The following is a 14,541-nucleotide window of genomic DNA, read 5'->3' on the forward strand; positions in this document are numbered from 1 at the left end:
CTATTTTTAGGGGAGATTACAGAACGAACTGCTGGAACTGGAGGATCCGATTCTCGACGGGCTTCTTAATGCCGGTAATCCAGCCTATCGAGATGCCCGGTTTGAGGATTTCAAAGAGCGACTTTCCTATTTTCAGCAGGAACTCAGCCGTGCGGGTGTTACCCGTAAACTTCTTTGGGAAGAATATAAGCAGAGCGTGTCGGACGGCTATGAACTTTCACAGTTCTGTTTCGGTTTGACCGAAATCACTGGCATCATTGCTCCGAAATACCCAAAACCGACCTTAAAACTCTTTAAGAACTCCTTGTCGTTTAATAGTGACTCCTTGTCAATCATACTCTTATAGAGTTAATAAATAAAAAATGCGAATTCCTTTCAAACTCCGCATTTTTATAACTTACACACTTTATGAGACAGTTTCTGTTAAAACTCTACACCAAAGTAGTGTATTCTGCAGCGGAATAGTGGTGTAATATGGTGCGGAATATGCAACACTAGCACCTTCAAAGAAAAGTGCCTAGTTCAATGTTCAAGTTTCTGCTTTAGCTCTATTAGTTTTTAACATAAAAAAAATGATTATACATTATTTTCAAAGATATGAGCTTGAGCTACAAAGTCATCAATTACCCTTCAATTCTTTTTCCGCAATTATTATAATCTTTTCCCCAAATTTCTCTTTAATTTCAATATCGCTTATCGAATTTGGGAAGGCCATCGCTAACATTTTTTTTGGTCTAGATAAAGCGACATAAATTAATCGTTTAGTTTCATCTGGAAATGTATCATTTGAATTAGAAATGTTCTCAAACCTAATATTATCCTTATGCTTCTTCTCATTAAAAAAAACAAGAATTGAATCAAGTGTTTGTCCTTTAACTTGATGAATTGTGGTTATTGGAGTATTAAAAGTCGAGAAGGACTTTTTAAAGTGTATATTAACACTTTCAAATAATGTTGTTTTTTCAAAATATTTTGATTTTCTACTTCGTAAATTAAAATCTACATCATAACTAAGTTCCAAACTATCCTTCAAGAATTGTTGAGTTTCAAATGTCCAATCTTGAATTGATTTATCAAAATCTGGCAATCCGTCTAAAAGAGTAATCATTAAAGAATTAAATTCAGGATCAATACTCTTTTCTTTTTCAATTTCCTTTAATTCATGGTAATCTGTTGAATCTGGATAAATAAGTTGAACACTAATTGCTCGAATTTCTTTTACAGCATTTTTGATATCACCACTGGCGTAAAGATTTTTAGCATAAATGATATTTTGCGGTAATTGAGTACCCCAGGGCCGCTGTTCTATTTTTCTTCCTAATAATGAATCTTTCAGCGAATTTCCCCGAACTACGATGCAGTTATTTAGGTATTTTTTTGTTACACAATAATCATCATAATGCTTAATAATCAATTGGTGATTAGTGTTTGAATATTTGTAGACTAAAACTGAGTTATTTAATTCTTCACATGATAAACTTTTGATTTTTGAGTCATCTGAGCGTCTGACCTTAGAAAAAATATCAATAATGCTTTGGGGAGAACGTCTATTGTCCGTTAAGTCATACGATTGCCACGTTTGATCATTTCCATATTTTCTTAAAAATTCAGCAGGATTTGCATCTCTCCATTCATACAAACTTTGATAAGGGTCTCCAATCAATTCAATATTGTTCAAACCCTGCTTCACCAACTCCTCGAATATGGCATGCTGCATTAGGGAATTGTCTTGCGCTTCATCTATTATAATATAAGGGAATCGTAAACTAAGCCATTGACAAATTTTAGGGTTATTTCTTAGTAGATAAAGTGCAATATATGCTGAATCACCCGTTGATATAAGCCCTTTTGTAAACTGCGTTCTTTTTATAAATTGACAATATTTGTTAAAATTATCTTTACTCACTTTATCTGGCGATGGTTGATTACCATTAATTGAAAACGTGCCATCAGGTTCAATTCTTATATCGCTGGGAGGATACAAATGATATATACTTCGATTATTTTTAGCTTTGAATTCTGTGCTATTTAAAGGTCTCAATAGGCCCTCCAGCGTTTTGCCATCCTTAGTGTAGGTAGTTTTCCACATATCGTCCAAAATACTTGTGTGATCCAGTATTTTCGGCCTATTGAAGTCACGATTAAGTAAGTTATAGAATGGAAGAGTAATAAATTTATTTATAAAACTATCAATAGTCGAAACATGGTTAGGAAACTGTAATAATATGCCACTCATTTTCTTGTATGCTTCATTAATTTCGTCTTTAGCTGAATTTGTAAACGATAAACATGCAACTCCTGAGTAACCTCCTATCTCTTTTGAAGTTTCTAAATTTATTATTTTCTTAGCAATAGTCGTCGTTTTACCACTACCTGGACAGGCATTCAGAATAACTTTTCCTCTAGCTCTTAAATATGCTAATCTTTCCTCATTTTCAAAATACATTATAATCCGTTTTTTAAATGATTTAAAGCATTTAATATATAGCTGGGCACTCTAAATGTTGTCTTCGCATCTTCTAAATTATCTAACAAATGGATTGAGAAATCTTGAGCAAACTCAGCTTTACCAGGGAATGTCTTCCATAAAAGAATCGCAACTTTCCTTTTTTGGTCAAGTGTCATCAAATCTGTTCCAAATGTTGATATATAGAGTTCAATTTTATTGATCTTGGATTTTTCGATTACATCCAAATATTGTACTAAAAAGTTGTTTTTAAAATTTCTCCTGTCGATATTTACATTATGCAATGCGATTTCGTACTCCAATGTTTTGAATGATTCAAAGATTTGAATATTATCAGAACTATTTTTAACAGAATTTAAATTTTTTATTCGCGATACAGGATTAGCTTTCTGGATAGAATTATCTAATAAATCGAGAATATATGTGTCATTTATAAGACTGTCAAAACTATATTCAGAATTTTTTGAATCTGTAAATCGATCGTCATCTGTGATAATAGAAATAGGTTTATTAATTCGTCTTAAAACATTCGAATGATTGAAAAGATATAAAAAAGGGTAGAATGATGTTCCTTTTACGTTTACAATTTCCGCTCTATAATCTTCTAATTTATAATCCTCTAAAAGTGTAAAAGCTGAAACTAATAGTTCTTCTGATATTCCCTCAATGAACAAAATTGACTTTGCAAATAGAAGTTGAGATTTTGTTACATCAATATATCTCTGAAGTTTCTTCATTCTATTTTCATAATCAGGGTCTTTTAATTCTTTATTTTTAGTTGTATCCTCAATTATTTTCTCAGGTTCTCTATTTTGAAATTGTTTATCAAGCTTTGTCGCTTTACCACCATCTAACAGAATTAAATTTTTTAAAGGTACTTTTGAGGTTAATGTTGGAGAATGAGTAGTTATAAATAACTGACTATTTTCAGTGGCATTTGCATTGTTGAGGAAGTTATACAAACTTAATTGTAATTGGGGATGCAAATGAGATTCTGGTTCCTCTATCAATAAGGCAAAATGAGGAAGGCCATTGTCCTTAATTTGTTCTTTAATATCACCTAATACGACTGCTATATATATGAGATTGTTTAATCCTAAGCTGTTTTGCCATAAATGAAATCCCTCATCCGTCAGAGTTGTTCTATCATGTGGAAGATACGGCTTAATAGCATTAACAATATATTCTGTTTTTGCTTCTTCAATTCTAACTCCTATCTTATTATCTATAACTTTTTTAAAAATACTTTCAAGGTTAGTATTTACCCCATCTCTAGTATCCCTAACTTCATCTCGCCTTAATAATTGGGAATTAGCATCTTTAATGATTTGTTCAATCTCAGATTCGGATTTTTCTCTTTTAACAAATCTCCTTATAACTTTTCCTAAAATATTATTCCGAGTGCTCAACAAGTCTTTTGTACTATCCCTCAATGCTCCTAAGTAATAATGCTGAAACAGTTCAAATGTTTTATAATCTGCTTTTTGGCCATCAATATTCCCCGTGTTATAAGAGAAGTTGGGGTATTTTCCGTCTCTTTCCTCATAACTGATAGAAATTTTAGCATAATCCTCTTCAACTCTATTTGGGTCAATTACCATGTATTCATAAAAAGCTCCTTTTTGCGCTGTCGATAATCCCTTAAAAATATACGTGATAGTGATAATGTAAGACTTTTGAATAGTTTTATTCGTTCCATTCTTAATTGTCTTTTGATAAAAATCATCAGATGAAACAGATAATTCTCTAATAGGTTCTCCAATATTGTATAAGAGGCGTATAGCATCAATGATAGCAGACTTCCCACATCCATTCTCCCCTATAATAATATTTAGTTTTGGGTCAAACTCCGTTTCTATAACCTCGATACCCTTATAATTCTCAACTTTGATATAAGCCAAATGCATTTTGTCGGTTGATTTTAGTAAATAATATTCATTTTGCTCAATATTTTCCTTAAGAAGTTATACTACAACAAATCGCCTCTCGATAAACAATTTATTAATACAACTCTATCCTGTATAAAAAACTATCTTTCATTCTTGATTATGAGTTCAAATATTCTAATTTGCTCTTTCGATAACTTGGTATGTTTAGCGATATATTCCTTAAATTGCTCATAAACATTTGGTTTCAAATTTATTGAAGCTAATTCTGTTATAGCTTCAATGTCAGAGACAGGGTTATTTGTATTTATAACCGTTTCAACATTAGAATTATTAAATATTTTGGACACTAAAATGCTTTGCCCTATTTCCAAATTTGCTTCAATTAACAAGTTATATTTCCCTTTGGTCAGAGTAGGTTGCCTGTTAATATTTACAATCTCACCTTTTCCTAAAGGGACAAACTCAATTTCTTGATTTAGTTCGAAATCATCATTTAAAGGATTATTTAATACTTTTTTTTCTAATTGAAAATTATTTCTCTTTTCTTCGAATCTACCTTCTGAAATTGCCAATAGTCTCTCAGATATTTTATCCAAATATTCAATATCTTGTACCCTTTTCCATTTCTCAGGGATAATGTTATGGCCGTGTAAAGCTCCAGTAAGACCTCCTACGAAAGCTGCGATACTGTCAGTATCAGAGCCTAGAGCATTGACGGCTTCAACTATTGCGAATAATGGTTTATTATGAAATCTTGTTGCTAAATATATTCCTGCGATTACAGTAGAAGTGCCAGAGCCTTTGGTAGCTGATGCGAAACACCCTAGTTGTTGGAGTGTTTCTTTAACAGATATATTCTGTTTAATATTGTTATAAATTAACCTTAAATACTGTCGTGTTTCAATTAATATTTCCTCATAAAGTAATTCAAAAGGCTTACCACTTGATCTGTTCCACTCCTTTAACCATACTTTTATCTCAGGCTTATTGATAAACGATAAATTAAACTTGTTTGGAAAATCTAATCCTATTTGAGTTATATAGTTTTCCCAATTAAAATCTTCTGGTCTAATAACTATAATTTGATTAATTGCGTATCCATACAACATCGCACCCAATAGTGCTCTTGGATGACCATGTGTGATTATACTATTGCAAAAGATTTCCTCTTTTATTTTTTCTGTATCACCAAGGTTAGCCATTGCTATAGGAAGTACTCTCATAGCAGCACCATTAGCTCCGCTTTGTCTGTAATCGTTGTTCTCTCCGTTGACTTTGAAACTATAAAAATTATTAAACCACTGAACAGATTTTCGTTGAATTTTTTCTGCAGCCGTTTTTACAGTTCGTCCTCCTCCCCTAGAATAGTCTAGCCAATTGGCAAGTTCAATCTTCGCAAAATAATCATTATTTAAACTTCCGTCCGATTTAATACTCCTTGCTACAGCTAAAAGTAACTGCGTATCGTCCGAATAAGATCCAGCTTTAATATAGTCAACATATCCGTAAAATCTCCCACCTACTTTTTTTTCCCATGAATAAAATTGGTCAATTTTTTCTGTATTGAATTTTTCCCTAAGAGAGCTAGGGTCTCTTTCAAATTCAGTAATCCAACCTAAAGCATCACCAATAGCTGATAATTTTATACTTCCTTTATATTTTGATTCTGCTTTCATTATAATCTCGAATTGGAATACAAAGACTCTTCTATCACAAAGTTACTGGTATTATAGTCGCTTAATGCAGCTTTTCCTATTGCCAAATCATTTTCATCTCTAAAACATACTTGGAGAATATCTGACACTAAAATCTCATTTTTCACCAAAACTTCCGCCTGTTCATCCGTTGGATATTTATATTTCAATTGATTTCTTGCAATAGTTCTTGAATTATTTGAAGTGACGATTTGCAACGAATTTGCAAACAACATTTTGAATTTAGCAATATCCCCGGTAATTCCCATATTTTTTTTATTGTGACTATTTGCGGCATTGGTGACAGAAAATAATGTATCAGCTTGGTAAATGTATTTCTTATCAATTTTCAACACACACCAAAATATATGACTTTCTTTTGCTAATTTTTGACGAAAACGATTAAACAAAAATGAATTGGGATGTTGTATTGATAGGTTGATATAGCTTTTGTCGTCAAATCTAATTTGGTCGGTGAATTCCACATAATCAAAAATGTCAGTTTGACCAATGTCGAATTTTTCAAGCAATGATCTTGATAATATTTTATCTTGCTCAAAAATGCTCAATAAATTGATTACAGGCGTGAAATGAATTAAATATTCAATACCTCTTTTATCAATTTCACTCTGAAAATCTACGTAATTTGGCTTTAAAATCATACTCAAAAAGGTAAATCATTATTAAAAATTGGAGCTGATTGATTAGGCGAAATTATCTCTAATAATGAAGCGTCGATTTCTATTAAATACCGCGATGGATTTGAACCATCACTACTGAAAAGAAAAAGTGTATTTCTAGCTCTTGTCATGCAGGTATATAACAATCGTCGTTCTGTAGAAATATGATATTCATCATCAGCTTCTATAAACCCTGGAGGATATGGGATTATATCATCATTTAGATCTAGGATAAAAACGTTGTTAAATTCGAGACCCTTAACGGAAGACATTGTACATATTTTAATAGTTTCACTTCCATAATTTATGGGGAGATTGGATTTTATTAATTCTGTTGAGAAGCCACTTTTAATTAAAAATAAATTTATTTCCTTTACACCAAACGTGCTTCTGTGGAGAACAACAGTATTCGATATTTGATTACTATTTTTGAGTGCATTTAATTGGGAGATTAGACTATTCATTTGATTCGAAAAATCGCTGTAGTAGCCAATTTTAGGTTTATCTCCTTTCCTAACCGAATATTCTATTTCTGTAAAGTCTTCATTATCCTTTTCGTTTTCTAGTAGTGATTTAGCCGCTGTTGCAATTTCAACCGTATTTCTATAATTTTTCTTAAAGGAGATAGTCCTACCTCCCCTAACTTCTATTCCAACTTCAGACCAGGTAAATCCACTTTTAAAAATTCGTTGAGCAGCATCTGCAATTATCGATAAACTATTGGTTTCTTCGTCAACCAACTTTGAAATTGCCAAAATTTGAGCCTTATTTAAATCTTGAGCTTCGTCTATTATAATATGGGAAAATGGGGGAACAAAATTTGGATCGTCTTCGATTTTTTTCAATGCAAGTAAAGCGTAGTCGTCAAAATCTACTTGCCCCAATCTTTGAAGCTCCAAATTGTATCGCTCAAACACTTCCCAAATTACCTCTTTGTCTCCTTTTGTAACACGATCAGAAGTTCCTCTTCCAGTTCTTACCGCTTCAAGATATTCATTCTTGTTTTTAAAAAGCTTGCCTTTCATCCATGATATTTCCTCTTGAAAAAATTCAGGGCTTTTTTCAAGGATATTTGAAGAATTGGAAGACAACTCATTCATTATGCCTCTTACAATCTCAATTTGTTTCCATTGCATTATAGTTTGATCCTTTTCGATCCCAGAAAAATGATAAGCCCAACTATGAAAATTTACAATTTGTACATTTAACCCATCTGGAGTGTTTGACTTTATTTCATCACTATCTTTTTGGTAACCTCCATTTATATAAGGCTTTATCGCCGTAATGTATGCAGCAAGAGTTTTATTGTAAGTAAATATCACAACCCTCGTTTCTTTAAAAAGATTGGCTTGTGTTTCAAGAAGATGTTTTGCTCGATAAAGTGCTACTGTCGTTTTTCCACTTCCGGCAACTCCTTTAATCTGAATTGGATTTGTTGGAGAAAGAAATAATACTTTTTTCTGCTCTCCAATAAGTGTAATCTTTTTTAGCATATTATTCTTTTCATTTTAGGCTATTTAATCAGTAAATATGGATTTCTTATTTTCGTTACTACTCGAATGACCGTTAAAGAAATCTACATAGCTCGCGCCTATATCGCTAAAGACAGTGGTGCCGATGACAACATTGGCTGCTATTGGATCATTATATCGTGAAATCTCCCTCCCTTCGATGGAATTGGTCGTGGTTACTATCATGGCATGCTACTTTTCAATCGGGCAAGGTTAATACCCAAGCCTAATATACATTATTTATTCTGAATTAATATGTTTACAGATATTAACTTTCAAGATTATTACAAACTGTAAGGCTAAGGTATGGCTTTGAAAGTAGGACTGGTTACGGGAAACCGTAGCTGGTTTATTCAGCGGTTTTACTAAGACAATAAAGTAAACAAAAAAGCTCCCCTTGTTAACCGCCAAGGGAAGCAATTTGGCTAGATGCTCGCTTTGTCAACCAATTTAACTGGCTTGGGGCGTTCATCTATTGTAAAGATCGTTAGATTATTTGAGATATCAGTTGCTCATTTTATTCAACTACTTGCTAAAATTCGAACTTTTAATCTTTTTTTATGAAGGAATAAGATTTGTACTGCCAATAGTTGGCGATCGTTCGATACAGATTTTGTTAAACTTGTTATAGAATACCGATTTAAAACAACGAAGTCTGTGCGGTATCGCTGCCTAATGGTGGCAGTCCCTCCCAGTCGAAAGCCTCATAACGGTGCTTTCCATCCGGACGAACTGGATATCCCCGCAACGTATAAACCGGGTAATGTCTCAGCTTTTCATTGGGCATTTCAAAAAGGAAAATAGGTGGCATATCGTCCTCCTGAATATCCTCTATCCACTGCCGCTCGAGATCCTCTGGCAGAAACAAAGGCATACGGTGTTTATTCGGACCATCATTGTGGATATTGGCCATCACTTCATTAGCCGCACGGGTAAGCATACCAAAAGACCCTACACGTTCAACAACGCCATCCTCATCCACAGTCTCGTGCCACTGATACAAGCCAGGTAAATAGATGAGATCTCTTCCCTCCTCTCCAATGAAATAAGGGACTTTCTTTTTCCAGCCCTTCACGGCCCGGTGTTCGAAGGTTCCGCTCACCGGAATAAGGCAGCGCTGCTTGCGCAGACGGTACCAATAGGACTTTTTATCTTCGAGGATACGCTCGCTGCGCACATTGATCATATTGCGCCTGCGATCGGCCTGCAGCTTGGGATCGTCAATGTAGGTGGGTAATATGCCCCACTCCATCTCGGTCAATGCCAGCTGGCTTGAATCTTTATCTTTATAGAGGATCGGATACTTGGGAAAGGTAATGGCCTGCACATTCTCCAGATAGTCATAGTTGTAGTCTAACTGACGGCGCTCGTCCCGCAATTGCGGAAAGGTCTTTTTGATAATCTCAATATCGGTATGAAGGCTAATATCCCAGCACATAATAGTATCCTTTTTTTGTTTGGCTCTGATACGAATATACGCAATTTGTGCTGTATACAACGATTGTCCTAAGGCAAGAAAAAAGGGTATTTCAGTTTGGCTCCCATCATGCTACCGAAGTATCTCTATGGCAAATACTTTCTTTGTGGTCTGCCCATCGGTAATGGTCGCCACCACACGGCCATATTCCAGTGAAAATAGGATATCAATGGGACTCTTGCGCTGAAAACGGGTCCTGGTACGTAAATAGTTAACAATATTTTTCTCATAGAGCTTGAGCATGCGCGTGTCCCAGTTCTCTTCCTTGATCCGGTTGAGAAAGATCCGGTAACCGGAACCTGTTGCTAGCATATTCTCGATCTTATCGGCATCTTGGGGCAGTTGCAAAGCTCTTCCCTCCTTTGGATCCAGCTGATGGGCATGCTGACCAGCAGTTTCCTTATCATCGTAAGGGCTGAGCAGAAAGCCTGTTTTCTCCCTGACATCTGGCCACTCAAAACGCTGCAGCACAAAGTCAGTATAGCCGGACTCAACGAGCTCGCGGAAACTATTTTTGGTGACTTGTTCAAAGGGATTGTACAGCATAATATTCCATGATAACTATTGGTAGAATAAAAATACAAACAATGATCTCAATTATTGACAGGGAAAGCATATTAAACTCGTGATTATTTATTATGTTTTCTTCGCTATATTTTTTTTAAGACTTCTTATTCACTCCTTGGATCGGGTTTTAAGGGCATCTTGGCACAGCGGATCACTTCAATAGATGGGCATCCATATTCGACGACAACCTTTCCCTCGACCAGATAGATACCTGCACCCCGCAATGGATACTTTGCCAGGCTCTGCGGAAAATGCACCGTATCGAAGAAATAGCCATCCGCATCAAGGAAGGTTCCAAATTTCATCAGGTCTCCCCGCTTGGTCTTGACAAATTTCTCGCAGACAAAATCACCCACGACCCTTACAATTTTACCTTCATGCTGGCCTAGTTCTTTCGACGATATATCACCGCGATAGTCACTTTTGGTCAGATCAAATAATGTACCTGTGACACAGAACCCGATGAGCTCCATCTCGTCGTAGTAATCCTCCAAAATATCTTCCTCCAGTGGCGGAAGAATCGGCTTACGGCTTTCCGTTTCAAAAAGGGCCATGCTGGTCACTACGGGTTTGTGTTTGCTCATCAACAGATGGGCTTCCCAAAGCAGCTGTTTTTTGCCTATACCTATAAACCGCAGCGCACCGACCCGAATAAGGAGGATTACCTGTTCGAGCCCGGCCTGAGTTCTTTTAACAAAGTCTTCCAGACTACGATATTGACCGCCATATTCCCTCTGCTCGATGATCCGGTTTGCTAGTTTTCCTTCCAGATTGAGAATACAGTCAAATCCGAGATAGATATCTTTCCCCTTAATGGAGGTATTGAAGACGGACAGGTTGACGCATGGAAGACAAATGTTTCCGCCTGAAATACGTGCTTCGTTTACATAAACCTTGCGGTTATAAAAACCGCCATAATTGTTGAGCACCGCAACCATAAATTCCAGGGGATAATAAGTCTTCAGAAAAAGACTCTGATAACTCTCTACAGCAAAAGAAGCCGAGTGTGCTTTGTTAAAGGAATAGCCAGCAAAACTTTCCATCTGACGCCAGATTTCACGGCTCACCTTTTCGTCATATCCTTTTGCCTTACAGTTTGAAAAGAATTTGTCTTCGATCTCAATCAGATGGTCCTTGCTCCGATATTTGCCCGACATCATGCGCCGCAGCACATCTGCATCGGCCATATCAAGTCCACCATAGGCATTAGCAATTTTCATAACATCTTCCTGATAGACCATCACGCCATAAGTTTCCTCCAGCTGTTCTTTAAAAACCGGATGTGGATAGACCACTGTGGAGGGATCATGATGGCGACGGATGTATTCGCCCATCATTCCGGAACTTGCAACACCTGGCCGGATAATAGAAGACGCCGCTACTAAAGTGAGGTAATCATCACAGCGCAATTTGGTCAGAAGCTGTCGCATGGCGGGACTTTCAATATAGAAACATCCAATGGTATTGGCCGATTTAAGCTGTGCAGCAATAAGCGGGTCCTGAAAAAAACGTTTTGGATTGTCCGTATCGATGACTACCCCGAGATTTTCGCGTACAATGCTGCGGCAATCTTCGATATGCCCGATGCCGCGCTGCGACAGGATATCGAATTTTTCAAAACCGATATCTTCGGCCACATACATATCAAACTGCATGGTCGGCAATCCTTTAGGCGGATTGTCCATCGCTGAATAACAGGTAAGCGGTTCTTCCGAGATGAGCACGCCACTGGCATGGATTGTTCGCTGATTGGGGAAATCGGCCATCCGGTTGTAAACGCTCAAGATCGTATTGGTCACCTCGTTTTTATTGAGCAGATGTTCAGGTTCATGAACCAGCCTATCAATTTCCGCTTTGGGTAGACCGTAGACCTTTCCAAGCTCGCGCAGGATACTCCTTGAACGGAAAGTGCTCATTGCGCCCATGAGGGCCGTGTGACCGGTCTGATAGCGGTTGAAGATATAGTCGTACATCTCGTCGCGCTCATTCCAGCTAAAATCCACATCAAAATCCGGTGGACTTTTCCTTTTGGGATTAAGGAAACGCTCAAAGGGAAGATTGAGTGCAATAGGGTCAACATCTGTGATACCAAGACAATACGCTACTGCAGAATTTGCTCCGGACCCCCTGCCTACATAATGAAAATTACGTCCACGTGCATAGCGGCAGATATCGTCGGTAATCAGAAAATAACTGGAGAAGCGCAGATTTTCGATAATCTCTAGTTCCCGCTGGATACGTTCTGTGGCGATCCGGTCATTCTTGCCATAGCGCCTGGCAAAACCATCCATGCAGTACTTATGCAATAGCTGTTTATCGTTATAACGGTTTCCTGTAAAAGTTGCTTTATTCTTAACGCTTGTAAAATCAAAACCAAAGGAACATTGCCCCAGCATACGGTTGGTATTGGCAAGCAGCTGCGGCAGCTCCGAAAATAGGCGCATCAGTTTTGCCTTGGGAATAAATACCTCATCATTGGTGGCAACCTGCTGGCTTTCGAGCTGCGAAATCAGCAGATTGTTGTCAATGGCCCTTAACTGCCTGTGCAGGGTGTAGTCGGATTTACGAAAGCTAACAGGTGCAAGGATCACACAGCGGTCAAGGATACGCCGTTCCATCAATTGGGCTTTTGTACGTTCGCCAGGTCTTATTCCGATATATTCGAAATCACGCAGTACAAAGCCATCTATTTTATGAAAAGGATAGATTACGAAGACCTGATCAAAACCGGGCGCACGCTCAGGTACCGCACGGTTTTCCATATTGAGCCGGGTGCGGTATTCGTTGATCTCACGGAAACCGTGTTCATTCTTGGCAATGGCAACAAAACATAGTTTGTCTCCATCCCGAAATTCCATGCCTGCAAGTAAATTCAGACCAGCTTCCCTACCCTGTTTGATAAAATCCAGCGAACCGGAACTGTTGTTGATATCGGTCAGCACAGCAGTGTCATACCCTCCCGCCAGCATTCCAGAAATGAGATCCTGTAGACTGAGGGTGCCATATCGAAGGCTAAAGTAGCTATGTAGATTTAAAAGCATCTCCCCCTCCTTTCTCCGGCAGCGGTGCGCAGATCCCTTTCATCAAAAATTCTGACCCATATCGCTTTCTGATCTTATCCATTGCCTGCATCAGGTTTACTTCCTCTGCACTATCATCAAAAAGGTCGGTCTGATAGGATCCGTAAATCAGTCCAGAAAACTTGATTCCGATAAGCCGTATAAGCATCCGCCGGCTATAAAGCTTTTTAAAAAGGGAAAGCACAACATCTGTGAGTTTCCGGTCCGAGTTAGTATAGGAAACGGATAACTGCTGGGTATGGGTATCAAAATTACTGTACCTGATCTTGAGCGTAACACAGCTGGTCAGTTTTTGGTCTTTTCTCAGATCAAAGGCCAGTGTATCGACCATACCGATCAAAGTGCGGCGCAGTATATCCATATCTATCGTGTCCTGTTGAAAGGTGTTTTCTTTGGACATGGATTTCTGTTCACGGAAAGGTACCACGAGAGAATCGTCAAGTCCATTCGCTTTGCGCCAGATATTGATACCATTCTCACCAAGCACTTTCTGCATGGTAAATACTTCCATCTGCTGTAAAGTACCGATTCTGGAGAGACCCATATTGCGGAGTAGTGTAAAGGACTTCTCTCCGACCATCGGTATTTTTCGGATGGACAATGGCGCCAGAAATCCTTTTTCTGTTCCGCTGTTGACATGCTTTTCGCCACAGGGTTTGGCCTGACCGGTAGCGATCTTGGAAACTGTTTTGTTGACCGAGAGTCCAAAACTGATCGGAAGGCCTGTTTCCTTGATAATCCGTTGCCGCAGTTCCTGGGTCCATTTCCAGCAACCAAAAAAACGGTCCATTCCCGTAACGTCGAGATAGTGTTCATCAATGCTGGCTTTTTCGACAATGGGGGTATCCTCCTCGATTATCTGGGTAACAATTCCGGAATAATGGCTGTAAAGATCATGATCTCCCCGGACAACGATGGCCTCAGGGCACATCCGTAAGGCCAGTCGCATGGGCATAGCAGAATGCACACCAAACTTACGGGCTTCATAAGAACAGCTTGCTACTACCCCACGGTCACTGCTTCCTCCAATGAGCACAGGCATGCCCATGAGCTTGCTGTTCTGCAGTCGCTCCACGGATACAAAAAATGTATCAAGATCACAATGTACTATACTCCTTTCCATGTCTTTCAATTGTATAAAAAGCCGTCCGCCGGCTTCTATTAATCTGGTAGTTG

10 protein-coding genes are annotated in these 14,541 nt (G+C 37.8%); all 10 read right to left on the reverse strand.

From position 1 onward, the window contains the following. Positions 1-619 precede the first annotated feature (619 nt). The 10 genes from B3E00_RS08765 to dinB all read right to left on the reverse strand — a co-directional run bounded on the left by B3E00_RS08765 (position 620) and on the right by dinB (position 14,488). The gene (locus B3E00_RS08765; protein WP_293938101.1) at positions 620-2,446 is read right to left on the reverse strand and encodes a UvrD-helicase domain-containing protein; all 1,827 of its coding nucleotides are present in this window, start codon (positions 2,444-2,446) and stop codon (positions 620-622) included. Further along, positions 2,446-4,374: an ATP-dependent nuclease gene (locus tag B3E00_RS08770; protein ID WP_293938103.1), complete on the reverse strand. Its 1,929-nt coding sequence runs from the start codon at positions 4,372-4,374 to the stop codon at positions 2,446-2,448. The genes B3E00_RS08765 and B3E00_RS08770 overlap by 1 nt, the downstream gene beginning before the upstream one ends. Before the next feature lie 122 nt (positions 4,375-4,496). Then, a complete protein-coding gene (locus B3E00_RS08775; protein WP_293938105.1) occupies positions 4,497-6,032 on the reverse strand; it encodes an ADP-ribosylglycohydrolase family protein in 1,536 nt (511 codons plus the stop codon). Continuing rightward, entirely contained in the window at positions 6,032-6,712 is a 681-nt protein-coding gene (locus tag B3E00_RS08780) for a DarT ssDNA thymidine ADP-ribosyltransferase family protein (RefSeq protein ID WP_293938107.1), read from the reverse strand. Before B3E00_RS08780 ends, B3E00_RS08775 begins: the two co-directional genes overlap by 1 nt. 2 nt (positions 6,713-6,714) lie before the next feature. Then, positions 6,715-8,223: an ATP-dependent helicase gene (locus tag B3E00_RS08785; protein ID WP_293938109.1), complete on the reverse strand. Its 1,509-nt coding sequence runs from the start codon at positions 8,221-8,223 to the stop codon at positions 6,715-6,717. A 24-nt stretch (positions 8,224-8,247) separates the two neighbouring features. Continuing rightward, positions 8,248-8,427, reverse strand: coding sequence for a heavy metal-binding domain-containing protein (locus tag B3E00_RS08790; protein ID WP_293938111.1), 180 nt, complete (start codon positions 8,425-8,427; stop codon positions 8,248-8,250). A gap of 454 nt (positions 8,428-8,881) precedes the next feature. Continuing rightward, the gene (locus B3E00_RS08795) at positions 8,882-9,679 is read right to left on the reverse strand and encodes an SOS response-associated peptidase (RefSeq protein ID WP_293938114.1); all 798 of its coding nucleotides are present in this window, start codon (positions 9,677-9,679) and stop codon (positions 8,882-8,884) included. Positions 9,680-9,790: 111 nt separating this feature from the next. Beyond that, positions 9,791-10,264 carry a hypothetical protein gene (locus B3E00_RS08800; protein WP_293938116.1) on the reverse strand — a complete coding sequence of 158 codons (474 nt, stop codon included), beginning with the start codon at positions 10,262-10,264 and terminating at the stop codon, positions 9,791-9,793. A gap of 125 nt (positions 10,265-10,389) precedes the next feature. Beyond that, positions 10,390-13,326, reverse strand: coding sequence for a DNA polymerase III subunit alpha (locus tag B3E00_RS08805; RefSeq protein WP_293938118.1), 2,937 nt, complete (start codon positions 13,324-13,326; stop codon positions 10,390-10,392). Continuing rightward, the gene (gene dinB / locus B3E00_RS08810; RefSeq protein WP_293879018.1) at positions 13,307-14,488 is read right to left on the reverse strand and encodes a DNA polymerase IV; all 1,182 of its coding nucleotides are present in this window, start codon (positions 14,486-14,488) and stop codon (positions 13,307-13,309) included. Before dinB ends, B3E00_RS08805 begins: the two co-directional genes overlap by 20 nt. Positions 14,489-14,541: the final 53 nt, after the last annotated feature.

It is taken from the genome of Sphingobacterium sp. UBA5996 (assembly GCF_002429765.1).
In the GTDB taxonomy this organism is placed as follows: domain Bacteria; phylum Bacteroidota; class Bacteroidia; order Sphingobacteriales; family Sphingobacteriaceae; genus Sphingobacterium.

Coding starts and splice junctions, on each gene's coding strand:
- B3E00_RS08765 (WP_293938101.1), bottom strand. CDS start 2,446: ATGTATTTTGAAAATGAGGAAAGATTAGCATATTTAAGAGCTAGAGGA.
- B3E00_RS08770 (WP_293938103.1), bottom strand. CDS start 4,374: ATGCATTTGGCTTATATCAAAGTTGAGAATTATAAGGGTATCGAGGTT.
- B3E00_RS08775 (WP_293938105.1), bottom strand. CDS start 6,032: ATGAAAGCAGAATCAAAATATAAAGGAAGTATAAAATTATCAGCTATT.
- B3E00_RS08780 (WP_293938107.1), bottom strand. CDS start 6,712: ATGATTTTAAAGCCAAATTACGTAGATTTTCAGAGTGAAATTGATAAA.
- B3E00_RS08785 (WP_293938109.1), bottom strand. CDS start 8,223: ATGCTAAAAAAGATTACACTTATTGGAGAGCAGAAAAAAGTATTATTT.
- B3E00_RS08790 (WP_293938111.1), bottom strand. CDS start 8,427: ATGATAGTAACCACGACCAATTCCATCGAAGGGAGGGAGATTTCACGA.
- B3E00_RS08795 (WP_293938114.1), bottom strand. CDS start 9,679: ATGTGCTGGGATATTAGCCTTCATACCGATATTGAGATTATCAAAAAG.
- B3E00_RS08800 (WP_293938116.1), bottom strand. CDS start 10,264: ATGCTGTACAATCCCTTTGAACAAGTCACCAAAAATAGTTTCCGCGAG.
- B3E00_RS08805 (WP_293938118.1), bottom strand. CDS start 13,326: ATGCTTTTAAATCTACATAGCTACTTTAGCCTTCGATATGGCACCCTC.
- dinB (WP_293879018.1), bottom strand. CDS start 14,488: ATGGAAAGGAGTATAGTACATTGTGATCTTGATACATTTTTTGTATCC.